The following is a 23275-nucleotide window of genomic DNA, read 5'->3' as shown; positions in this document are numbered from 1 at the left end:
TGAGCTGGCGATCGGCCCGCAATCGCGCGCCGCGGCCGCTGTCACCACTTCGATGGCATTGCCGGGCGGTCCTGCTCGCTCGCAACCGCGCAGCACGCCTTTAGCCTAGCCGATGTCCGGAAAGATAAAGGCCCGGCAGAGGATCTGCCGGGCCTCGTACGTGTTTGGAAAGCGCAGGGAACGGAGATCAGCCGCGGGCGCGCGAGCGGATCATGAACGTGTCGAACGTGTATTCGGCAACCTGCCACCAAAGGTACTGCTCGCCGCGGAAAGCTGCGGTCGCGTCCAGGATCTTCTTGAAGTCGGCATTGGTGGCCGAGGTTTCGGCATTGACCTCGTTTGCCGCCTTCAGGCAGGCCTCCATCACCTCAAGCGTGAAGGGGCGGAGCTGTGTGCCGGCAGCCACCAGCTGGCGGAGAGCCGCCGGGTTTTGCGCATCATAGCGCGCCTGCATCCAGGTGTTGGCATGATGCGCGGCGTTGAACACGATCGCCTTGTAGGCCGGCGTCAGCGCTTCCCACTTCGCCTTCGAGATGAAGTTGTGGAGCATGGCCCCACCTTCCCACCAGCCGGGGTAATAGTAGAACGGCGCCACCTTGTTGAAGCCGAGCTTCTGATCGTCATAAGGACCGACCCACTCGGCCGCATCGATCGTGCCCTTTTCGAGCGCCGGATAGATGTCGCCGCCGGCGACCTGCTGTGGCACGACGCCGAGCTTCTGCATGGCCCGGCCAGCGAACCCGCCGATGCGCATCTTAAGGCCGTTCAGATCGGCGACGGTCTTGATCTCCTTGCGGAACCAGCCACCCATCTGGCAGCCCGTATTGCCGCAGGGAATCGCGTGGATGTTATGCTTGCCGTAGAACTCGTTCATCAGCTCCATGCCCCCGCCCTGGAACTGCCAGGCGTCCTGCATGCGCGAATTGAGCCCGAACGGCACAGCCGTGCCGAATGCGAAGGTCGGGTCGATACCAACATAATAATAGGAGGCCGTGTGGCAGGCTTCGACCGTTCCGTCGCGCACCGCCTGCATGGCCTGCAATCCAGGGACGATTTCGCCGGCGGCGAAGACCTGGATCTGGAATTTGTTGTCGGTCATGTCCGCAACCGCCTTGGAGAACACCTCGGCTGCGCCATAGATCGTGTCGAGCGACTTCGGGAAGCTCGACGTCATGCGCCACTTCAGTTCGGGCGCAGATTGGGCGATGGCCGGTGCGGCAACCACGCTTGCGGCGGTGGCGACCGCGGCGGTCTTTATGAAATTTCGGCGCTGCATCAGCGTGTCTCCCAGGGAAAGCTTTATTGGACGGCTCGCTGCGGAACCGTTGCCGTTGAGGAAACCACATTTCGTCCGCGCATACCAGCGCCGCGCATGCCTGCACCAACAAGAATGCATCGCAATGTGCTCAGATGGGGCCGGCAGGCTCTCCACATTCGCTCCTCCCCTTGACCTAGCGTCGGCGACGAGGAAGTTAGGCCTCCTTCCAGTTCCCATTCGGAGTCAAAGCCATGGCAAAAGTCGCGTTTCTCGGTCTCGGCGTCATGGGCTTTCCCATGGCAGGCCACCTCAAGGTCAAGGGCGGCCACGAGGTCACCGTCTACAACCGGACCTTCGCCAAGGCAGAGGCATGGGCGAAGCAATTCGGCGGAACTGCGGTCCGCACACCGAAGGAAGCGGCAAGTGGCCAGGATTTCGTGTTCTGCTGCGTTGGCAATGACGAGGATCTGCGCCAGGTCACCATCGGTCCCGATGGCGCTCTCGCCGCCATGAAGAAGGGAGCGATCTTCGTCGACAACACCACGGCATCCGCGGACGTCGCGCGCGAGTTGCATGGCAAGGCCAAGGCGCTCGGCCTCGGGTTTGTCGATGCGCCGGTGTCGGGTGGACAGGCGGGAGCCGAGAATGGTGTTCTCACCGTCATGTGCGGTGGCGACGAGGCCGATTTTGCTGCCGCGGAGCCGGTGATTGCAGCTTTCGCACGCGCGTGCCGGCGTCTCGGCCCTGCAGGTGCCGGACAGCTTGCCAAGATGGTCAACCAGATCTGCATCGCAGGCGTTGTCCAGGGTTTGGCGGAAGGCCTTCACTTCGCGCGCAAGTCGGGTCTCGACATCGAGCAGCTGGTTGACGTGATCTCGAAGGGCGCCGCCGGTTCGTGGCAGATGGAAAACCGCCACAAGACGATGAATATCGACAAGTTCGACTATGGCTTTGCAGTTGACTGGATGCGCAAGGATCTCGGCATCTGCCTCGCCGAGGCTCGCCGCAATGGCGCGACCTTGCCGGTCGCGGCCCTGGTGGATCAGTTCTACGGCGAAGTGCAGGCCATGGGGGGCGGCCGTTGGGACACGTCCAGCCTGTTCGCCAGGCTGGAGCGCAAGTAGGCCTCAAGCAGCCTCGCGCTGCCATATCGGCAAACAGAAAGGCCGCGGATCACTCCGCGGCCTTTCTGTTGGAAAGCCAGCGGGCCGGCGGCGGTCAGAACCGCCGGCGCTGGTTGTTCGGAGCGGCGCGCGGCGCCGTGAAGCTCGGGCGTGGCGCCTGAAACGACTGGCGCGGGGCCGAGAAGGTCTGGCGCGGCGGAGCCTGAACCCTGGGCTGGAAGGTCTGCCGCGGGGGCTGGAACGAGCGGACGACAGGCGCCCCGCCTCCCGAGCGTCCAAGACCCGGATTGAAGCCCCCTGGCCGACCGTTGAAACCACCACGGTTGTTGATGTTGGGACCACGATTTCCGACGTTCGGACCGCGGTTACCGAAGTCCGCTCCGCGGCTACCGATGTTCGGGCCGCGATTTCCGAAATTGGGGCCCCGGTTGCCGAGGTTGGGACCACGGTTCCCTATGCCGGGACCAATCCCACGGCCGGCATTGCCGAAACCGGGATTGCCCTGACCGGAGAGCGGCTTGCCGCCAACGCCCTGGTTGCCCGGGTTCGGCGCGATCCCGCTCGGAGCAATACCGGTCGGGCCACGGTTTCCGAATTGCGGACCGCCCAATTGAGGCCGTCCAGTTCCAGGCAGTGCATTGCCGCCGGCGGAGCCAGGCAGAGCACGGCCACCGGGATTGTTCGGTGCGAAGGGCCGGACGCCCCCGGGGGCACCAAAGCGCGGTCCACCCTGGGGCGTCAGCACCACGGGTGCCACGGGACGGCGAACGAAGCGTGGTAGGATGAACGGAACCGCGACCACGGCTGCCGCAACGCCCACCACGGGCAGGTAGCCCCAGACCGGCGGAGGCGGCGGCGGCAAGGCCCACAAGGGAGCAAGCGGCGGCCCGAGATAGACAGGCGCGAGCACCACTTCGTCATAGAAGGCAGCCGGTGCCGGCTCCCAATAGCCGGGATCGTCGATGACCTCGATCATCGGCAAGGGCGGCGGGATATCGTCATAGACGACTTCGGCGAATGTCGGCGGCGGCGCGACGGGCGCCGACAGCCGCTCGAGGCGCCAACGGGCCTCGGCTACGTGCGGGCCGTTGCGATAGCGCCGCAGATAGGTCCAGTAGCCTTCCGGCGAGTTGACGCGGAGCGTCTGGCGCCAGACGACAGCCTCGCGCTTGGCTGCCAGCAGACGCTTGATGCGCAGGGCCAGCGGCCCGTCGGGATAAGCGCGCAGGAAGACCTGGTAGCCCTGGATCGTGTCCCGCTCGATGGCGAGCGCATAGGCCTCCTCGATCGAAAGGCTTTCGGGCGGACGCTCGGCCAGCGGCTGCGGCGTTGACCCGGTCGACGTGTTGTCCGGCCGCTCGGTGAGGATCGGCACGGGGGGCTGGAGGCTCGAGACCTCCCATGGCGTGTCGCGACCGTTGCTCTGCTGATGGACGCGCAGGCGCGCCCGGGCGATCAGTTCGTTGATCGCGACGCCCGGTTCCCGAAGCTGCTCGGAGAGGGCGAGAGCGAAGCGGCCATAGGCCGTGTCGGTTGGAGATGACATCGCACCGGGGGCGGCAGCAGACGTGATCAGCATGCCGGGCGCTCCGTCGATGACGCCGATGCCGGGGCGCACCGGCTGGCCGACATTGGCGAAGGGATGTTCGCGCGACAGATCCAGCAGAACCACCTTGGCCTTGCTCGGGATCGCCGCGAGCGCACGGGTGATGTCGAGAATGCGAATGCCGCCGATCGGAATATCAGACTCGCGCTCGACTGCAGTATCGGCCGCGATGAGGTAGCTTTCGCTGTCATGCTGCAGACCGAGGCCTGAGACATAGACGAAAGCGATGGAATCGGGGCCTGCCTCGCGCACCTTGGCCATGAAGCTGGCTATGGCCTGGCGCAGTTCGGCCTGGGGCAGGTCTGCCCCTTCGACCGTGGCAAAACCCAGATCTCTCAGCGTCTGGGCAATCAGGCCGGCATCATTGAGCGCACCAGCCATGGGATTGGTGCTGTAATTGCCAGACCCGAGAACCAGCGCAACGCGGGTCTCGGCCATGGCCGGTAAGGCAGTGAAAGCTGTCACCACCGCGGCTGCAAGCAGCCCGATGAACCGACGGACCATGAAGGTCTCCTCACGCGATGTCCAAACGGACGGGCTCGCCCCCCAATTCCGAATGTAACGTTTTGTCGCGTGAACAGGTCGCGAATACAAGCGGCGTTTGGCGCGGTGGTGTTGATACAGATCACAACCGAAGCGCTATTTCCCGTCGCAAGACCGGCAGCAGATTGCTCTCGAACCACATATGCCGCTTGAGCCAGCCGGTATTGCGCCAGGACGGGTGCGGCATGACGAGGACCGCAGGCTCTGTCCGTGCGCCGAAGATCGCCTGCCAGTTCGCGACGGTCGCCGTCAGGGTCTTCTCCCGGAGGTGCCCCAGGCCCAGACGGTCCAGATGATAGGCCTGAGCTGTCGCCCCGATCGCCAGAATGAGGTCAGCGCGCGGCATGCTCGCCATCAGGCGATCGTGCCAGGCGATCCGGCATTCGAGCCGAGGTGGCAGGTCGCCGCCCTTGGCGTCATAACCGGGAAAGCAGAAACCCATCGGCACGATGGCAATGCGGTTGCGATCATAGAAGGTATCCCGATCGATCCCCATCCAGGCCCGCAACCGATCGCCCGAAGCGTCGTTGAACGGCAAGCCGGATTCGTGAACCCGCAGGCCCGGCGCCTGGCCTGCAATCATGATCCGCGCCGTCGACGAGGGCCAGGCAACCGGGCGCGGTTCGTGGGGCAGCGGCTGGCGCAACGGCTGCTCGACGCAGATCCGGCAGGCCGCGATCGCCCGTTCGAGCGCGGCCAGATCCTCCATGCCCTCAGGCCTTGGCGCTCGGCCTGGATGACACGGCCGCGTGCCACCGCCGAAGATCGACCAATTCGTCCGGGATCGCCACACGGGTCGGACGCAGGAAATCGATCCCGATCATCCCGGTGATGTCGGCATTGGTGAAGCGCCCGGCCGCGATGAAGTCCCGGCCCTTCAGGTGCTGATCCAGGAAGGTCAGTTCGCCAACGATCCGCGCCTTGTTGCGCTCGCCCCACTCCTTCACCTGCGGCACCTCCATGTCGGCCATGGCCGGGTGCAAGTGGCGGAAAGCGCCGGCAATCGTGGCGAGCAGATCAAGCTCCATCCGGCGGTTCCACATCTCGATCTCACCGATCTCCAACGGCGTGCGGCCGAAAAGGTTCGGTTCAGGGTGGATGGCTTCGAGATAGCGGCAAATGGCGACGGACTCGCAGAGCCTGGTGCCATCATCCAGTTCCAGCACCGGCGTTCGCTGGCGGGGGTTGAGCGCTGTGAATTCGGCGCTCTTCTGCTCCATCTTGCCGAGATCGACCGGCACCCGTTCGATCTCGATCCCCTTCTCGGCCATGAAGACCCGGACGCGGCGAGGATTGGGCGCGACTTGCGTGTCGTAAAGCTTCATTCGTGTCTCTTCCCAGATGGTGCCGGAGGTTCTTGTGAAGGGCCTCGCCGGACGTAACCATCGTGTTCGGGGGAGACCCTGTCAAACCACCCGAGAGACCGGTTCGGTGCTCTTAAACCCCAGCGCCGAACAGGCGTCGGCGGAGCGCAGACACTTTCTGCGCCTGCTGCGGCTCGACCTCCAAAGCGATCGGCGTGCTGTCACCGACTGGCTCCATCGAGGGGCTGGCAATGGCCGGCAGAGCCTCCATGACCCGCTCGGCTGGAAACGTCACGACAACCTCGGTGCCGACACGCACGGTCGACTTCAGGGCAAAGGTGCCACCATGCATGGCCACCAGCCCCTGGACGATTGGCAGACCGAGGCCCGTGCCCTGCTCCGCCGACTTGATGGCGTTGGACCCCTGGCCAAAATTCGACAGGACGATCGGGATTTCCTCTTCCGGAATACCGGGGCCAGTGTCCTTCACCGACACATACTGTCCCCCTGATGCCGTCCAGCCAACCTTCAGGCTGATCTCGCCGCCGGCCGGTGTGAACTTGATGGCATTCGACATGAGGTTCAGCACGATCTGGCGGATCGACCGTTCGTCGGCCCACAGCTTCGGCATGTCGGGCTCGAACCGCTCAACGATCGTCACCCCCTTGTTCTTGGCGCGCACCTTCAGGAGGTGGTGGCAGTCCTCGACGACATAGGCCAGCGTCAAGGCCTCCTCGTTGAGCTCGTGGCGGCCGGCCTCGATGCGCGAAAGATCGAGGATTTCGTTGATCAGCGACAGCAGATGCTGGCCGGACGAGTGGATGTCGTTGGCATATTCGGCATATTGGGGCGAGGAGTGGGGGCCGAACATCTCGCCCTTCATCACCTCGGAGAAGCCGAGGATGGCGTTGAGCGGCGTCCTCAGCTCATGGCTCATCTGGGCAAGGAAACGCGACTTGGCGATATTGGCCATTTCGGCATTGCGCCGGGCCTCGTCCGAATTGGCCTTGGCGGTTTCGACTTCGCCAAACAGCGCATCCTTCTCGGCGCGCGCCTCGATGGTCGCAAGGTTGGTCTGGTAGAGGCGCGTGGCGATGATGGCAAAGAACAGCAGGGTGCCGCCAGCCATGGTCGCCAACAGAGCACCTTTGACCCCATGAACGAGGATGAAATAGGTGATGACCAGCGTGCCGACAGGAAAGGACGACGCGAGCACGGCGGCCGGCAACGTGGAACCGATCATGGCCGAGACAGCAATGATGATCAGCATGCCGACGAGCAGGAACGTATTGGCTTCCGGCTGATCGGTCTTCATCACCGTGGTCAATGCCAGCACCCAGGCGAGCCCGATCAGCGTCTCGGCGAGCACGAAGCGGATGCGCCAGGAGCGCAGGTCGACCTTTTCCGCATCGACCTTGAGGAATCCGCGCGCCAGCAACACCACGAAGGCATGCATGACAAGAACGGTACCGGCGCCGAGCGCGCCCATGATCGGATTGGTGATCCAGGAGGCGACCCATCCAACCGCTATCGCCAGCAGCACCACGGCAAGCGCTGCCGAGACCTTGTTCTGCGCATAGACGCGCATCAGTTCGAGTTCGAACGAGCGGCGCGTGCCGGTGGTCGATGTCAGACGCTCGCGGGCATCGCGAACCTGCCGCACGACGCGCTTGCGGCTCTGGGCCTGCCGCTCGGCACGTTCCGCCTGCCGATCGCCGAGGGGCTCGCCCACAACCTCCACGCTCATTCGAGCGCACCCCTTCATCACGCAATACCAATTGTGGTGAAACGTGGCAGAAGTTGATTAACGACCGGTCGAAGTACATGGTGAACGAAAGGTGAAGATCGTGTCCCAGACGTTCCGCCGCTTCCCACGGCCGGCCCCGTGGCGTTCCGATAGCTTGCGCCCGAACCGTGGTTTTGCATTTGTGCTGCTGACGTGTCTGATCGTCGGCGCAACGATTGCGGCCTATGTGCTGAACCGCGTGCCGGTGCGCCCACACATCACCGGCCACGCCCGCATCATCGATGGCGACAGCCTGATGGTCGGCGGCACAGAGGTCCGGCTGCACGGGGTCGATGCACCGGAACTTTTCCAGCGCTGCACGCGCGACAACCGGGAAGTTCAATGTGGCCGAGAGGCAGCGCGCCATCTCACCGCCCTGATCGCCGGACAGGTCGTCACATGCGAGCGGCGCGACATCGACCGGTTCGGCCGGACCGTCGCCGTCTGTCGCGTTGATGGCGTCGATCTTGGTCGCGCCATGGTGGCCAATGGACAGGCTGTTTCCTACGGATCCTACTTGATCGACGAGGCTGGCGCCCGCCTGGAGCGCAAGGGCCTGTGGGCAGGCACATTCATCCGTCCCCGCGAGTGGCGGGACCGGGAGCGTGGCCGTTTCGCGCCGGGTGCGTGAGAAACGGCAGATAAGCTACTCGAATACCGCGACTTTCCCTCGTCCTTAACTGCGGGTTAACCATCCGAAGCCAGGATTGGTCCCATTGGCGGCCGCTCAGGTCGGCCGGATGATGTGGATGGATTCTCCAGTCTCGACCGATCTCTGGCAGGTTGCCGCCGCATTCTGCGTCTTTCTCGTCCTGGCGGGCCATGTGACGCTGGAGAGCGGACTTGTGCGCGCCAAGCATTCCGTGAATGCGGCCGCCAAGGCGCTGGTGCAGGCGGGCTTGTCGGTCTTGCTGGTCTGGGCTGTCGGCTACGGCCTGATGTCCGTTGGTGGCAATGGGCTCATGGGCGGCGGGCCCTTCTTTCCTGACACCGCTTTTGCATCGTCGGACCTCCTGTTCATGATCGCCGTCAGTGCAGCCGCGGCGACAATCCTGTCGGGTCCGCTCGCCGAGCGCACGACGCTACGCGGCTACGCGGCGGTCGTCCTGATCTTCAGCACCGCGATCGCACCGATTGTGGCGCACTGGGTCTGGGCCAAGGGCGCGGATGGTGGTGGCTGGCTCAATCAGTTCGGCTTCATCGATCTCGCGGGCGGCGCGGTCATCCATGTCGCGGGCGGGGTCGCGGCCTTGACGGCTGCCGCCATGATCGGCCCGCGGAGCGGGCGCTTCACCGATGCGAAGCGGACGACGGTGATTCAGAGCCAGAGCTTCCCCTTCGCCGCTCTCGGGGTGCTTCTGCTCTGGCTTGGCTGGTTCGGTATCGCTGCGGGCAAAGCGATCGGCATCGGCGCGCCCCCTGCGGCAGCGATCCTGGTCCTGATACTCGCCGGCGCCGCTGGCACAACGACCGCCTTCATCGCCAGCCAGATCGCGCCCCGGCAGATCACCGTCATCCAGATCATTCATGGCGCTTTGGCCGGCGTGGTGGCGGTTGCCGCAGGCGCCCATCTGTTCAGCCCATTGGCGGCTGTCTTGATCGGTGCGCTCGGAGCCGGTGTGGCATTCGGCGGGGCGCGGCTCGTGGAACATGCCGGTATCGACGACGCCCTCGGCATCGCTTCGGTTCATCTGTTCGCTGGCGGCTTCGGGATCGTTGCCGTCGCCTTTGCGGCGCTTCCGCCGGATGCCGGCATGGTGGGCGTCCAAGCGGCCGGATTGATCGCTATCTGTCTTTGGAGCGCCGGCCTGATGGCCGCCGGCATCGCCGCTGCCCGGCTTGTCCTGCAGATGCGCGTGGCACGGGACGACGAGCGCATCGGTCTCAACGTCTCCGAACATGGCATGACGACCGATGTCGCGCTGCTGGTCGGCCAGATGAACGCGGTCAACCGCTATTCCGGCAGTTTCGCCTATCTCGATGCGGATACCGACGGCGAGATCGGCCAGGTCGCCCGCGAGTACAATCGTGCGGTCGACATCTTCCGCGCCCAGATCACTGGCGTCAGGGATCAATTGGCGACGACCAAGGGCGAGCTCGACGAGACCCATGCCGACAATGTCAGGCTTGCCGGCGAACTCACGCAGCGCGACGAGCGGCTGGAAGAGGCAACGCGCGAAGTCGCCCTGCTGACGGACCAGATCGCTCGCGCGCTCGTTTCCATGCAAGGCCTGCAGGGCCTGCGCACGGGCATCGTGCGATTGATCGGGCGGACATTCCGACCACCGATCGAGCGGCTGCATGCACTGGCGCTGCGCGCCGATGCCAGCCGGACGCCAGCCGACATGGACGAATTGATCGAGGCCGCCCGCGACGAGACCGCCAGGCTGGCCCGGCGGTTGGCCGATGTCATCGACTATGCGGAGGCTTCGACCTTCGCAACACCCCCGACACTGGACCGGACGCCCGTCGACAAGCTGATCTCCGAGGTCAACATGGTCCATCGGGGACGCGCCGAGGCAAAGGGCGTGAAGCTGCGCGTCGTCTGGGCGCCGGACGTGTCCGGCATGGTCATCAGTGCCGCGACACTGCGCAAGATCATGAGCGAACTCGTCGAGAATGCGATCGAGACGACCCGCACGGGCGGTCTGGTCAGCCTGCTCGCGAAGCGCGGGGGCCCAAGCGAACTGATCATCGATGTCGTGGATTCTGGCGCCGGAATCAGCCCTGGACAGATCGCCCAGGCTCTCGACCCGCTGACTGAGTCGGCTCTCGCAATTGGCGACGAGCCGGGGCGGCTCGGGCTGGCACTCGTCAAGAAGCTTGTCGACATCCACGAGGGCACACTCACGATACGGTCAAAGCCCGGAGTGGGCACACAGATTCGCGCAACGCTGAAGATCGACGCACTTGAGAGTACGGCCCGGAGAGCTTGAGACGTCCTCCGCGGATTTTCGGCTCTCGACCTCGGTGGCTGGATGCGGCATGGTCCGCGCCTTCCCCGCTCAAGCTCCGCAAGCCATGGCCAATCATCTCTTCGACCTCGTCCGCATCCAGGCGACCGACCTCGCCAAGACCTTCATCGAGACCGAGTCCGGCACGGTCTACAGCTACGGCGATCTGTTCGATGCGACGGGGCGCTTGGCCAATGTGCTGGTCAGCCTCGGCGTTAAGCCGGGGGACCGGGTGGCCGTGCAGGTGGAGAAATCGCCCTCGGCGATCTTCCTGTACCTCGCCTGCGTGCGGGCCGGAGCCATCTTCCTGCCGCTCAACACGGCCTACACGCTGACCGAACTGGAATACTTCCTCGGCGATTCCGAGCCCGCCCTGGTCGTGTGCGACCCGTCGCGCCGCGACGGCATCGCTGCGATCGCCGCCAAGACCGGCGTTGGAGCAGTCGCGACGCTCGGCAAGGCGAATGACGGCAGCCTGATGGAGATGGCCTCCGCTGCATCCGCGGGCTTCGAGACAGTCGACCGTGCGGCAGGCGATCTGGCGGCAATCCTCTACACCTCGGGGACAACCGGCCGCTCGAAGGGCGCCATGCTCAGCCACGACAATCTCGCCTCGAACGCGCTGACGCTGAAGGACTACTGGCGCTTCACGTCGAATGACGTGCTGCTCCACGCCCTGCCGATCTTCCACACCCATGGCCTGTTCGTCGCCACCAACACCATCCTGATGGCTGGCGCCTCGATGATCTTCCTGCCGAAGTTCGACGCCGACACGGTGTTCGACCTGATGCCGCGGGCGACCTGCATGATGGGCGTGCCAACCTTCTATGTCCGGCTGGTGCAGGACGCCCGGCTCACCCGGTCGTCGACCGCCCATATGCGCCTGTTCATTTCGGGCTCGGCGCCGCTGCTCGCCGAGACCCACCGGCTGTTCCGCGACAAGACCGGTGTCGCCATCCTGGAACGCTACGGGATGACCGAGACCAACATGAATACGTCGAACCCCTATGAGGGCGAGCGCGTGGCCGGCACGGTCGGGTTCCCGCTTCCCGGCGTTTCGCTGCGGGTGGCCGATCCGGACACCGGCGCCGAACTCGCCCAGGGCGAGATTGGCGTCATCGAGGTGAAGGGGCCGAACGTGTTCGGCGGCTACTGGCGGATGCCCGAGAAGACGGCCGCCGAGTTCCGCGGCGACGGATTCTTCATCACGGGTGACCTCGGCAAGATCGACGACAGGGGCTATGTCCACATCGTCGGCCGCGGCAAGGATCTCGTGATTTCCGGCGGCTACAACGTCTACCCGAAGGAAGTCGAGACCGAGATCGACGGCATGGCCGGCGTGGTCGAGAGCGCTGTCATCGGCGTCGCCCATCCCGATTTCGGCGAAGGCGTGACCGCGGTCGTGGTGGCCGAGAAGGGTGCCAAGATCGACGAGCGCGCGATCCTGACCGCACTGGAGACGCGGCTTGCCAAGTACAAGCTGCCGAAGCGGGTGATCGTGGTCGACGACCTGCCGCGCAACACGATGGGCAAGGTGCAGAAGAACCTGCTGCGCGACGCCTACAAGGATCTCTACAAGGCCTGATCGGCACCGGCGGGCGGGATATCAACCGCTCGCCGCATGCCGCTCCAGAACCCGGTCGACGAACTGGCCGGCTGCTCCGAGATAGCTTGTGGGGTCGAGCAGCCGCGCCATATCCGCTGGCCCGGCAATCGCCGTGATGACAGTGTCCTCGGCCAGCACGTCGACAAGCGCCCTGCCCTCGGCGACGGCCACACGGCAAGCGGCCTCGATCCGATCGTGTGCAACCAGGCGGCCGAGCGCCGGGCTCAGTGCCATCTGAACCGCTTCCGCCATCAGCAGACCGTCGGTGAGGCCGAGATTGGCCAGCATGCGATCGGGCCTGACCTCCAGCCCCTCCAGAAGTTCGATCGCGTGATGGAGTGCGCCTCCGGCCAGCCGCGCCAGTTGCGGCAAGGCCAGCCATTCGGACTGCCAGCCACCGGTGAAGCGCTCATGCTCGCCGACGCCACCGGCCGCGACGGACGCCAGCAGCTGCGGGGCGAGACCGGCCGCGCCGAGGATCGTCGCCGACAGCATGGGATTGCGCTTGTGGGGCATGGTCGACGAGCCGCCGCGGCCGGGAGCAGATGGCTCCAGAACTTCGCCGACCTCGGTCTGCATCATCAGGGCGATGTCGCGGGCGAGTTTGGCTGTGGTCGCCACGATGCCGGCCATCAGCGCAGCGGCTTCGAGCATGCGGTCGCGCTGGCCATGCCAGGGCGTGTCCGGCGGCGCCAGATTGAGCTTGTCGGCAAGCAATCGCGCAACCTGCGGACCCTTGTCGCCAAGCGAGGCCAGCGTGCCGGCCGCACCGCCGAACTGCAGCGCCAGGACGCGCGGAAGCGCTTCCGCCAGACGCTGCCGATGGCGCATCAGCGCGTCCAGCGTGCCCGCGATCTTCAACCCGAAGGTGATCGGCAAGGCCTGCTGCAGCCAGGTGCGGCCTGCCATCGGCGTGTCGCGATGGGCCTTGGCAAGGACTGCAGCGGCCGCGGCGGCACGCGTGAGGTCATCATCCAGCAGGCGGAAGGCTTCGCGCAGCTGCAGCACGACGCCGGTGTCCATCACATCCTGGCTGGTGGCCCCGTAATGGACCCATTTCGCCGCCTCCGGATCGGATGCCGCAACCATCGCGGTCAGCATCTTGACCAGTGGAATGGCCGAGTTGCCAGCGATGCCAGCCGAGGCGGCGAGCGTCTCGATATCGATGTCGGCGCCGGTGGCCACAGCAATGGGCGAGACAGCATCGGACGGGATGACGCCCGCCTCGGCCTCGGCTGCGGCGAGCGCCACTTCGAAATGCAGCATGGCGCTGATCGCCGCGCGGTCGGACCACACATCCTCCATGGCAGGCGAACCGAAGAGCGGAGACCAGAGAGGCGATGGCATGAGGCTTCCAGACGGGATCGAGGACGTTCCCAAGGCTTAGCAGAGCAGCCTAGGCAAGACCAAATACCGTTGATTGACGAGGCGCGCCGGTATCCTGCGCTTGACACCCCCCTCACCCCATCGCAATGAAGCCCGGTCAGCCGGCCGGACGGCCGCCGCCGCATCACCCGAAAGGGCGCGGGGGAGGAAAGTCCGGGCTCCACGGAAACACGGTGCCGGATAACATCCGGCGGGGGCGACCCCAGGGACAGTGCCACAGAGAAGAGACCGCCGGGGCATGCTCCGGCAAGGGTGAAACGGTGGGGTAAGAGCCCACCGCGCGACCGGCAACGGAAGCGGCACGGTAAACCCCACCGGGAGCAAAACCGAATAGGGACAACAGGAGGGGCAACCCTTCAGGCGTGGATCCGCGTCGTTGTCCGGGTAGGTTGCCAGAGGCGTCCAGCAATGGGCGTCCTAGAGGAATGGTCGTCACGCGGGAGCAATCCCGCCCCACAAAACCCGGCTTATAGGCCGACTGACATGTTGAGAGCCCCCGGCGGGAAACCGTCCGGGGGCTCGCCATGTCCGGGTCTCCCTCAGGCAAGCCGGAGGTTTCCTGGAACACGACGGAGCACTCTCTCCAGCCAGGCCCGCCGGTCGGCGAGGCCCGTCAAGCCGCCATTGATGACGCGGGTCACGGCTGCGAAGTCGCCGGTGTCGCAGACGGCGTTCAACCCCTTCCAGTCCCAGAACCCGCAGGCAATCCGCAGGGCGTGGGGCAGTTGCAGCGCAAGCTCCGGGTGAGCGACGAGATCGAGGCCTGCGTGCCGGCCCACCATGGAATACCCATGCTTCCCGGTGATCTGCAGATAGCCGCGACCGCGATAGATCCAGCCGTCGTCGGGACCGTCATTGCCCATCCGGCCGCCATAGACCCGATTGGCCAGGGCGCGCGGATTGTGAGCGAAGCCGAGCGTCGCGCCCTCGGTCGGGAAGCGGCGCGGCCAGACGGCCCTGAGCCGGGACGCCGAGTAGTTGAGGTTCTCCTCGCGCAGGACAAGGCCGGATTCATGGCCAGTCTGGGCCAGAAAAAAATGCAGCCTTTCAGGGCGGGCGGAGATCCCGAATTCAGCGAACAGGGACTGCGCCTGTTCGGCAAAGGCCGTTGCATTCTCAGGCGGTGCATTCGGGAACAGCCGCCGGACAATCTCGATCGTGATCATGGCACTCTCTCTGTGAGAACGCCTCCGATCGGGACCCTATCAGATCATAGGAATATTTGCCAGTGAAGCCAGCTTGGTCAGCCGCCTGAGACGGTTTCGACGAGATCGCTGCACAGGCCCTCGTCCTCGGCCCAGGGATAGAGCCGGCCGCCGGTGAAGGGCGGGTCGGGCATGAGGGCCGCCAAGTCCGCCGGCAGCATGACAAGACTTTGGACGCTGGCCGGTGGGCGGGCCGGCCATTCGACGACGAGGGCGAGGTCGGGCCGCATCGTGATGCCGGTCGGCGTGTCGCGGCCACGCCTGAGCACGCGAAGGCCCTTCGCGCCGAGCGCGGTGAGGGCCGCGGCGCCCTCGCCTTCCAGCCAGCCGGTGAGACGACGCGCTTCGGCATCACCGCCACGGAAGCGCCAGATCGACAGGCCGTCGGCATCGAGTGGCGTCGCGCCGGTCACGATGGCTGGGGTGGCACAGGGCACATCGACATAGACAGTGCGCCAGGCGTCGAGGCTCGCCAGAAAGGCCGGACGATAGCGATCACGCACGGCGATGTCGCGATAGCGCGCGAAGGCCTCGGTCTCGAACAGGCTCCAGTCCGGCCCCTGATAGACATCGACCGTCTTCAACCCGCCCTCGAAGGCAAGATAGGACGCGCAGGCCGTGAACCCGGCCTGGTAGAGATGGGGCGCGTGGACGGAGGCATACCAGGCGGCGAAGCCTGGAAGCTCGGCATCGGGAACATCCACCTCGACGACGTAGAAGATCGGATCGGCCAAGGGGATCACTCCTGACGGGAGGGGTACTCCCCCGGCAGGAACCGGGGGAGCGGTTTCGCGGGCTATCAGCGGCCCTGCATCTGCGCCTGGCTCGACACGAAGGCGTCGAAGGGCAGTTCGGCCACCCGGAACCAGACCTGCTCCTTGCGCCAGTAGGGCAGCCAGGAATCGTAGAACTTCTTGAAGTTCGGATTGCTGGCGGCGAGTTCGCCATAGAGCGCCATCGCCTCCTTGAAGGCTGCCTGCATGATCTCCTGCGGGAAGGCGCGCAGTTCGGCGCCGGCCGCCACGAGGCGGAACAGCGCATCGGGGTTCTGGTTGTCGTACTTGGCGACACCCAGGGTCAGCGCTTCGGCGCAGGCGGCCTCAAGGGCGGCGCGATAGGCCGGCGGCAGGCTTGCCCACTTGTCCTGGTTCACGATGAAGGCGACGTTGGCGCAGCCTTCCCACCAGCCCGGGTAATAATAGTACTTGGCGACCTTCTGGAAGCCGAGCTTCTCGTCATCGTGGGGACCGGAGAACTCGGCGGCATCGATCGTGCCGCGCTCCAGCGCCGGATAGATGTCACCACCGCCGATCTGCTGGGGCACGACGCCGAGGCGGGCGAGAATGGTGCCGCCAAGGCCGGCAATGCGCATCTTCAGGCCCTTGAGATCAGCAACCGTCCTGATCTCCTTGCGGAACCAGCCGCCCATCTGCGCGCCGGTATTGCCCGAGGGGATGATGTGGATGTTGTAGGCCTTGTAGAAGTCACGGATCAGCTCGAGACCGCCACCCTGATAGAGCCAGGCATTGTGCTGGCGGGTGTTGAGGCCGAAGGGCAGCGAGGTATCAAAGGCGAAAGCCGGATCCTTGCCGATATAGAAGCTCGACAGGGTGTGGGCGCATTCGACCGTGCCGTTCTGCACGGCGTCGAGGGCGGCGAGCGCCGGCACGACTTCGCCGGCGGCGAAGGTCTGGATCTGGAAATTGTTGTCGGTCAGTTCGGCCACCCGCTTGGCCACCTGGAGCGACAGGCCATAGAGCGTGTCGAGGCTCTTCGGATAGCTCGATGTCAGCCGCCAGGTCACCTTCGGGTTCGTCTGAGCAACGGCTGGGGCAGCGACGGCCGCTGCGGCACCGGTCGCGAGACCGGTTGTTGTGATGAATCGGCGGCGGTCCATGGAACGTCCTCAATGTCTCTTTGAATGGGCCGGCATTGTCGCGTGAGCTACGCCCTCGTTCAGGACATGCCGCGACGACGCCAGGCGGCGGGACCATAGAGCGTTCGGGACCGGCTCGCCGCCCCAGAAATGTCAGGCCGGCCATTCGCTCAGGGAGGGGCACCCGCTGCGCCGCCCCTGGGTGATGGATGGCATCAGCAAAATGCGTTTGCCGAACCAGACCGCCGAACCGAAGGTCGCTGCCCGTTCATTGGCGCCCCCTCCATGCCCCACCGCCCGGTTCTTGGCCTTGCCCTCGGTTTCGTCGGCGTCGTGCTGTTCGGCGCGACCCTGCCCATGACCAGACTGGCGGTCGCCTCGCTCGATCCATGGTTCGTGACCTTCGGCCGGGCCTCGGCGGCAGGCCTTGTTTCGGTGGTCGTGCTGCTGGCGCTCGGCTGCAAGCCGCCGCCCCGCGTTGAATGGGGACGCTATGGCATCGTCGCGCTCTGCCTGATCACCGGGTTTCCCGGATTCATGGCGCTCGCCATGGTGACGACCGAGGCAAGCCACGGCGCCATCGTCATGGGCATCCTGCCGCTGGCGACCGCAGCTGCATCGGCTCTTGTCACCGGTGAGCGGCCGTCACCGGCCTTCTGGCTGATGGGCCTGATCGGCGCGGCGATCGTCGTGGCCTTCACACTTCGCCAGTCCGGTGGGCTGTCGTTGTCGATCGGCGACCTGTTCCTGCTGGCCGCCGTCGCTGCCGCGGGCCTCGGTTACACGTTGAGCGCGGTTCTGACAGGCACGCGGCCCGGCTGGGAGGTCGTGTCCTGGATGCTGGTGATGGCGCTGCCCGCAACGCTGCCGCTGACCTATCTGACCGGACCGGCCTCCTATGGTGCGGTCCCGATGACGGCCTGGCTCGCCTTCGCCTATCTCGCGCTGGTCAGTCAGTATATCGGCTTCTTCTTCTGGAATGCCGGTCTCGCGCTCGGCGGGATCGCGCGCGTCAGCCAGGTGCAGCTGCTTCAAACCTTTGTGACGCTGGCCATCGCCGCCTGGCTGCTTGGTGAGCCGATCGGCGCCGAAACACTTGCCTTTGCCGGTGTTGTTGCTCTGGTCGTGCTGGTCGGAACGCGTATCAGGAGCCGATAGGCGCGGCTGCGGGTAGCCATGACGGCCACCTGCGACTAAACTCTCACCATGCAGATCGGGATCAAGACCTGTCTCCTGGGCGGCGTCGCGCTGGTGCTGCTGGGCGCCCTTGCCCAGCCCCGCGAAGCACAGGCACAGATGGACCTGACGCCACCCGGTGTCGCCAGCCAGCCTGCTGCGCGGCCAGCGCCGGCACGTCGGGCGGCGCCGCGCCCGACTCAGGCGGAAACCGGTGCGCCACGCACGGCGCCCCTGCCCCTGCCTCCGCCGGAGGACAGGCCGGCAGCCGTGGCAACCGAGGAAGAACCAGCTCCGCCGCGGCTCGCCAGTGTCCCTCCTGCGGCGCCCGCAGTGACCGAGCCACCGCTCGCGCCACCCAGCCGGATCGACGATGCCTTCCAGGCGGCCGGTGCGGCCCGGCCGGCAGAGGCACCACCGCTTCCGGCGGCTCCGGTTGTCACCCAGCCGCCGACCCAGCCTGCGCCGGCGGAGGCCCCGTTTGCGGAAGCCCCGACGCGCCGTGTGGAAGGCCGGGTCTTTTCGGAACACCAGTTCCCGACCGGGCGGGCCGCGCATTTCGCCACGCTGCGCAGGCAAGCCGAGGCGAGCCGGGTTCCGATCGACCTGGCCGATGCCGTGGCCACCATCGAGAGCGCGTATAATCCGCAGGCCGTCGGCAATGCCGACGAGATCGGCGTCATGCAGCTGCGTCCGAGCATCGCCAAGCAGATCGGCTTCGAGGGCTCGGTCCAGGACCTGTTCGAACCTGAGACCAATATCCGGCTCGGCGTGACCTATCTCGCAGGCGCATGGGAGCGCGCGGGCGGCAATGTCTGCGAAGCCCTAATGAAATATCGCACCGGCTGGGACGAGGCGCAGATGAGTGCGCTCTCCTTCGAATATTGCCGCAGGGCCGCGGTGTACCTGAACGCGATCGGCTCGCCGCTCGCCCGCGGCATCGTCCTGCCCACGCGCACAGCCCCTGCGGTTGCCGGGACACCTGTCGAGGGGCCCTCAGCCGGCCGCAATACCGGGCGCTTCAACTGGTCGGATCACGACAGCCGCCTCAAGCGGATCGACCAGCAGTTCGGCGGCCAGAATTTCGGGATCATAGCTCGCGAGCGGCAATCGCCGTAGACGCCCGCGCAGAACCCGCCCTAGGCTCCGCTCCATCATCAGGAGGAGCCTTGCATGCCCGTCACCGCCAATGTGGACCAGGTCGTCGCCGACATCATCCGCTGGGCCTCGATCGAGAGCCCGACCTATGACGCAGGTGCGGTCAACCGCATGCTCGACGAGGGCGCCAAGGACCTGGCTGCCATGGGTTTCCGCATCGAGCGGCAGGCGGGCACGCTCGGCTTCGGCGATGTGGTGGTGGGCCGGCTCGATGGCGCGGAGCCAAGGCCCGGCCTGCTGATCCTCGCCCATGTCGACACGGTCCATGCCGTCGGCACACTGGCGGGTCCGCTCCCCATCCGGATCGAAGGCGACAAGCTCTACGGTCCTGGCGTCACCGACATGAAGGGCGGCACGGTGCTGACGCTGCATGTGCTCGCCAAGCTGATCGCGGCGCGCGGCGGCAAACTGAAGCGGACCGTGACGGTGGTCCTGATCCCCGACGAGGAGGTCGGCTCGCCGTCGTCGCGCGCGACCATCGAGGCCGAAGCGAAGAAGCACGCGCATGTGCTCGTGCCCGAACCCGGCCGCGACCATGTCTGCGTCACCGGCCGCCATGCGGTGCTGCGCTACAACATCCATGTTCATGGCCAGCCGTCCCATGCGGGTGCCGCCATCCGGCGCGGGGTAAGCTCGATTCGCGCCATGGCCCGGCTCATCGAGACGATGGAAGACTGGTCGGACTACGATAAGGGGCAGACCTTCGCGGTCGGCCGGGTCAATTCCGGCACCTGGGTCAATGTGGTGCCGGTGCTGTGTTCGGCGGAAGTGCTGTGTGTCGCCGCGACGCCCGAGGATGTCGCCGATATCGACCAGCGCCTGCGCACGATGCGGGCGCCCTTCCCCGGCACGCGGGTCACCATCGAGGCGGGACCGGTCCGGCCGCTCTATGTCGCGAATGCCGCAACCATGGCGCTCTATGCCAAGGCCAAGGCGATTGCCGATGCCCATGGCTGGCCGTTCGATCACATGCAGTCGGGCGGCGGCTCGGACGGCAATTTCACCGGCGCGCTTGGCGTTCCGACGCTTGACGGGCTCGGGGTCTGGGGTGGCGGCATCCACACCAAGGAAGAATTCTGCGACATTCGCTCGATCACCCCGCGCGGGACAATCCTCGCCGGCCTGATCGAGGATCTGGCGGGTTGAGCCAACCGCCAGAATCCTGGCCAACAGAGCCGAGAGTAACGCCGATGACCATGCCGCTTCTCGATGACGACCAGCTCTCGCCGGAGGCGGCAGCGGTCTTCGCCGACATCCGGGAGACCCGGAAGAGCGACTTCGTCAACAATTTCTGGCGGGCGCTGGCCCATGACCCCGTCAGCCTGAAGCGGACCTGGGAGAGCATCAAGCAGGTGATGGCGCCGGGCGCCCTCGACCCGCTGACCAAGGAACTGATCTATGTCGCGGTGTCGATTGCCAATGGCTGCAACTATTGCATCAACTCGCATGCGGCCGCCGCGCGCGCCAAGGGCATGTCCGACGCCCAGTTCATGGAACTGATGGCCGTCGTCGGCATGGCGAGCGAAACCAATCGGCTGGCAACGGGCCTCCAGGTGCCGGTCGACGCCGCCTTTCTGCGTCAGCCGCCACGGTCCATCACCGAGGATTGACCGCTGACGCGGAATGTCGCGGTGACGCAGCGTTTCAACGGTCGCCAATTCGCCTCAATTCATGGTTGACTAGGGGCATGATCCAGAACCCGCCACGACTGGCGGGTTTGCCCTTGCCACCTTTCCGGGGAACGACCATGGCGCGCACAGTTTCTTCAACCCGCCGGCTAGGCCAGAGCCTCGCGATTGCGGCTCTCGCGGCAGCCCTTGGCGGCGCAGCCAGCCTCTCACCGGTGGCGGTGCCCCAGGCTCAGGCCCGCTCCGCGGTGGATGTTTCCGATCTCGCCGAACGCGTGATCGATGCCGTGGTCAACATTTCGACCTCGACCCGGATCGACACGGCTGCAGCGCGTCCCCCCGGCGGTCGCCCGCCCGGCGGTCCCGGTGGCCAGGCACCCGGCGGCCAGAATCGCCCCGGCCCCGGCGCCCCGTTTGACGAATTGTTCGAGGAATTCTTCCGCCGGCGCGGCGAAGGCGCTCCTGGTGCACCGGGCGGTCCCGGTGCTCCCGGCCAGCAGGGACAGCAGACGCCGCAGCGGCGTCAGTCGTCGCTCGGTTCGGGCTTCGTGATCGATCCCTCGGGCATCATCATCACCAACAATCACGTCATCGATGGCGCCGACGAGATCACAGTGATCTTCAACGACGGCACGCGCCTGAAGGCCGAACTCGTCGGCCGTGACCGCGAGATCGACATCGCCGTTCTCCGGGTGAAGCCGGAAAAGCCGCTGGTCTCGGTCAATCTCGCCGATTCCGACAAGATCCGCATCGGCGAGCCGGTGATGGCCATCGGCAATCCGCTGGGCCTCGGCGGCACGGTGACGGCCGGCATCGTCTCGGCGAAGAACCGCGACATCCAGTCCGGTCCGTTCGACAACTACATCCAGACCGATGCCGCCATCAATCGCGGCAATTCGGGCGGCCCGCTGTTCAACATGGCCGGCGACGTGATCGGCATCAACACGGCGATCTTCTCGCAGTCCGGCGGCAATATCGGCATCGCCTTCGCCGTTCCGGCCAATACCGCTCGCCCGATCATCGGGCAGCTGCGCGAATTCGGCGAAACGCGCCGTGGCTGGCTCGGCGTGCGCATCCAGGAGGTCACCGACGAGATCGCGGAAAGCCTCAACCTGCGCGGCTCGCGCGGCGCCCTGGTGGCCGGCATCGAGCCGACCGGCCCCGCCGGCCCCGCTGGCCTCAGGACCGGCGACGTGATCATCCGCTTCGATGGTCGTGATGTCCGCAATTCCCGCGAACTGCCGCGCATCGTCTCCGAAACGGCAGTCGGCAAGGCCGTGCCACTGGTCGTGATGCGGGCCGGTGCCGAACAGACGCTGACGATCACGCTTGGTCGCCGCGAAGGCAATATCCAGCAGGCCTCGACCGGCCGGCAGCCGGCGGAGCGGCCGCGCGAGAACCCGACCGTCACGGCCCTTGGCCTGTCGCTGTCGGGGGTGACGGCGGAACTGCGCCAGCGCTATCGTCTCCGCGATGATGCGCGTGGCGTCATCGTGACCCAGGTCGATCCGAATTCGCGGGCAGCCGAGCGGCGCATCGAGGCCGGCAACGTCATCCTCGAAGTGCAGAACGAGCCGGTGAATTCGCCGGCCGATATCACCCGGCGGATCGAGGCCCTCAAGGCCGAGGGCCGCAATTCGGCACTGTTCCTGGTGTCGAATGCCGAGGGCGACCGGCGGTTCGTGGCGCTCAACCTGCGCTGACGCGGCATCGAGACCGACTGATCAAGGGGGCCTGAGGCCCCCTTTTTCATGCCTTGAATTCGGCTCTGGCGTAGCCCTGCATGTAGAGAAGCGCTGAAAGGTCGCCATGGTCGATGCGCACCGACGCCTCGGCCGCGACCTTGGGCTTGGCATGATAGGCGACGCCAATGCCCGCCTCGCCCAGCATGGCGAGGTCATTGGCACCATCGCCAACGGCCATGGTCTCGTGAGCACCAAGGCTAAAGCGCTCCCGGAGTTCGATCAGCGTCTCGCGCTTGGCCTCGCGCCCAAGGATCGGCTCTTCGACCAGGCCGGCAAGCTTGCCGCCCTCGACGACGAGCTTGTTGGAACGGTCTTCATGGAAGCCGATCATGCCGCCAATGGGGCCCGTGAAGAGCGTGAAGCCACCTGAAACGAGGGCCGCATAGGCGCCGCTGGCGCGCATGGTCTGGACCAGTTCCCGTCCGCCGGGCGTCAGCGTGATGCGGCTCGCAATCACCTCCTCGACCACGCCCTCGTCCAGCCCTTTCAGAAGCGCCACGCGCTCGCGCAGAGCCGGCTCGAAGGCGATCTCACCCCGCATCGCCCGCTCGGTGATCGCCGACACATGCTCCTTGAGCCCAACGAGATCGGCGAGCTCATCGATGCATTCCTGTCCGATCATGGTGGAATCCATGTCGGCGAGGAAAAGCCGCTTGCGCCGGCCAGCCGCGGGTTGCACCACGACATCGACCGGCAGTCCCTCGAGGACCGCGCGGAGACGATCGGCTACGGCCCTGTTGTCGCTGCCACCAGCCGGTGCGAAAGGAATGTCGACGGCAATGCCGGCATTGAGCGTCGCCGGTTCTGCCGCATTGTGAAGCGTGGCGCTGGCGGCTTTGACAGCATCCGGGGTCACGGCAGGCTTCGCCGGATTGGAAATGAGGGTCGCGACGTGGGTCAAGACGAAAGTCCTGCGAAAA

19 protein-coding genes and 1 other RNA gene are annotated in these 23275 nt (G+C 65.9%); 10 read left to right on the top strand and 10 right to left on the bottom strand.

The window, feature by feature from the left end; genetic code table 11:
- Positions 1 to 187: 187 nt before the first annotated feature.
- Positions 188 to 1276, bottom strand: a complete 1089-nt coding sequence (locus E8L99_RS13920) for a TRAP transporter substrate-binding protein (RefSeq protein ID WP_137100105.1) — start codon at positions 1274 to 1276, stop codon at positions 188 to 190.
- 233 nt (positions 1277 to 1509) lie between these two features.
- Between E8L99_RS13920 and E8L99_RS13915 the strand changes: the two genes are divergently transcribed.
- Complete coding sequence (locus E8L99_RS13915; protein ID WP_137100104.1) at positions 1510 to 2382, top strand: NAD(P)-dependent oxidoreductase; 873 nt, start codon at positions 1510 to 1512, stop codon at positions 2380 to 2382.
- Between the two features lie 94 nt (positions 2383 to 2476).
- Here the strand turns inward: E8L99_RS13915 and E8L99_RS13910 are convergent, their stop codons facing one another.
- The 4 genes from E8L99_RS13910 to E8L99_RS13895 all read right to left on the bottom strand — a co-directional run bounded on the left by E8L99_RS13910 (position 2477) and on the right by E8L99_RS13895 (position 7582).
- On the bottom strand, positions 2477 to 4492 hold the full coding sequence (locus E8L99_RS13910) for a caspase family protein (RefSeq protein ID WP_137100103.1): 2016 nt from the start codon (positions 4490 to 4492) through the stop codon (positions 2477 to 2479).
- A gap of 121 nt (positions 4493 to 4613) precedes the next feature.
- Positions 4614 to 5240 (bottom strand): uracil-DNA glycosylase family protein, encoded by a 627-nt coding sequence (locus E8L99_RS13905; protein WP_137100102.1) that lies wholly within the window; start codon positions 5238 to 5240, stop codon positions 4614 to 4616.
- Positions 5241 to 5244: 4 nt separating this feature from the next.
- Positions 5245 to 5856, bottom strand: a complete 612-nt coding sequence (locus tag E8L99_RS13900) for a glutathione S-transferase family protein (protein ID WP_137100101.1) — start codon at positions 5854 to 5856, stop codon at positions 5245 to 5247.
- A 112-nt stretch (positions 5857 to 5968) separates the two neighbouring features.
- Positions 5969 to 7582, bottom strand: coding sequence for a sensor histidine kinase (locus E8L99_RS13895; protein ID WP_137100100.1), 1614 nt, complete (start codon positions 7580 to 7582; stop codon positions 5969 to 5971).
- Positions 7583 to 7763: 181 nt separating this feature from the next.
- Here E8L99_RS13895 and E8L99_RS13890 point away from each other — a divergent pair, with 181 nt between their 5' ends.
- The 3 genes from E8L99_RS13890 (at position 7764) to E8L99_RS13880 (ending at position 12160) form a co-directional block, all read left to right on the top strand.
- Positions 7764 to 8252, top strand: a complete 489-nt coding sequence (locus E8L99_RS13890; RefSeq protein ID WP_137100099.1) for a thermonuclease family protein — start codon at positions 7764 to 7766, stop codon at positions 8250 to 8252.
- A gap of 118 nt (positions 8253 to 8370) precedes the next feature.
- Complete coding sequence (locus E8L99_RS13885; RefSeq protein ID WP_168201675.1) at positions 8371 to 10557, top strand: ATP-binding protein; 2187 nt, start codon at positions 8371 to 8373, stop codon at positions 10555 to 10557.
- An 85-nt stretch (positions 10558 to 10642) separates the two neighbouring features.
- Positions 10643 to 12160 carry a malonate--CoA ligase gene (locus E8L99_RS13880; protein WP_137102120.1) on the top strand — a complete coding sequence of 506 codons (1518 nt, stop codon included), beginning with the start codon at positions 10643 to 10645 and terminating at the stop codon, positions 12158 to 12160.
- Between the two features lie 21 nt (positions 12161 to 12181).
- Here the strand turns inward: E8L99_RS13880 and pcaB are convergent, their stop codons facing one another.
- A complete protein-coding gene (pcaB, locus tag E8L99_RS13875; RefSeq protein WP_137100097.1) occupies positions 12182 to 13528 on the bottom strand; it encodes a 3-carboxy-cis,cis-muconate cycloisomerase in 1347 nt (448 codons plus the stop codon).
- A gap of 136 nt (positions 13529 to 13664) precedes the next feature.
- Here pcaB and rnpB point away from each other — a divergent pair.
- Positions 13665 to 14053: RNase P RNA component class A (gene rnpB, locus E8L99_RS13870), an RNA gene on the top strand.
- Between the two features lie 53 nt (positions 14054 to 14106).
- Here the strand turns inward: rnpB and E8L99_RS13865 are convergent.
- The 3 genes from E8L99_RS13865 to E8L99_RS13855 form a co-directional block, all read right to left on the bottom strand.
- Positions 14107 to 14733 (bottom strand): glycoside hydrolase family 19 protein, encoded by a 627-nt coding sequence (locus E8L99_RS13865; protein WP_210421766.1) that lies wholly within the window; start codon positions 14731 to 14733, stop codon positions 14107 to 14109.
- A gap of 77 nt (positions 14734 to 14810) precedes the next feature.
- Positions 14811 to 15506 carry a hypothetical protein gene (locus E8L99_RS13860; RefSeq protein WP_137100096.1) on the bottom strand — a complete coding sequence of 232 codons (696 nt, stop codon included), beginning with the start codon at positions 15504 to 15506 and terminating at the stop codon, positions 14811 to 14813.
- Between the two features lie 65 nt (positions 15507 to 15571).
- A complete protein-coding gene (locus E8L99_RS13855; RefSeq protein ID WP_137100095.1) occupies positions 15572 to 16669 on the bottom strand; it encodes a TRAP transporter substrate-binding protein in 1098 nt (365 codons plus the stop codon).
- 264 nt (positions 16670 to 16933) lie between these two features.
- Here E8L99_RS13855 and E8L99_RS13850 point away from each other — a divergent pair, with 264 nt between their 5' ends.
- The 5 genes from E8L99_RS13850 (at position 16934) to E8L99_RS13830 (ending at position 22313) form a co-directional block, all read left to right on the top strand.
- Positions 16934 to 17806: a DMT family transporter gene (locus tag E8L99_RS13850; protein ID WP_137100094.1), complete on the top strand. Its 873-nt coding sequence runs from the start codon at positions 16934 to 16936 to the stop codon at positions 17804 to 17806.
- 48 nt (positions 17807 to 17854) lie between these two features.
- Entirely contained in the window at positions 17855 to 18943 is a 1089-nt protein-coding gene (locus tag E8L99_RS13845; RefSeq protein ID WP_137100093.1) for a lytic transglycosylase domain-containing protein, read from the top strand.
- Positions 18944 to 18997: 54 nt separating this feature from the next.
- Positions 18998 to 20128, top strand: a complete 1131-nt coding sequence (locus tag E8L99_RS13840; RefSeq protein WP_137100092.1) for a M20/M25/M40 family metallo-hydrolase — start codon at positions 18998 to 19000, stop codon at positions 20126 to 20128.
- Positions 20129 to 20172: 44 nt separating this feature from the next.
- Positions 20173 to 20592 (top strand): carboxymuconolactone decarboxylase family protein, encoded by a 420-nt coding sequence (locus E8L99_RS13835; RefSeq protein WP_137100091.1) that lies wholly within the window; start codon positions 20173 to 20175, stop codon positions 20590 to 20592.
- 137 nt (positions 20593 to 20729) lie between these two features.
- A complete protein-coding gene (locus E8L99_RS13830) occupies positions 20730 to 22313 on the top strand; it encodes a Do family serine endopeptidase (RefSeq protein WP_137100090.1) in 1584 nt (527 codons plus the stop codon).
- A 46-nt stretch (positions 22314 to 22359) separates the two neighbouring features.
- Here the strand turns inward: E8L99_RS13830 and serB are convergent, their stop codons facing one another.
- Positions 22360 to 23256, bottom strand: a complete 897-nt coding sequence (gene serB, locus E8L99_RS13825; protein ID WP_137100089.1) for a phosphoserine phosphatase SerB — start codon at positions 23254 to 23256, stop codon at positions 22360 to 22362.
- Positions 23257 to 23275 lie beyond the last annotated feature (19 nt).

It is taken from the genome of Phreatobacter aquaticus (assembly GCF_005160265.1).
In the GTDB taxonomy this organism is placed as follows: Bacteria; Pseudomonadota; Alphaproteobacteria; order Rhizobiales; family Phreatobacteraceae; genus Phreatobacter; species Phreatobacter aquaticus.
The sequence above is the reverse complement of the archived record's forward strand: the minus strand, read 5'-3'. Positions and strand labels throughout refer to the sequence as shown.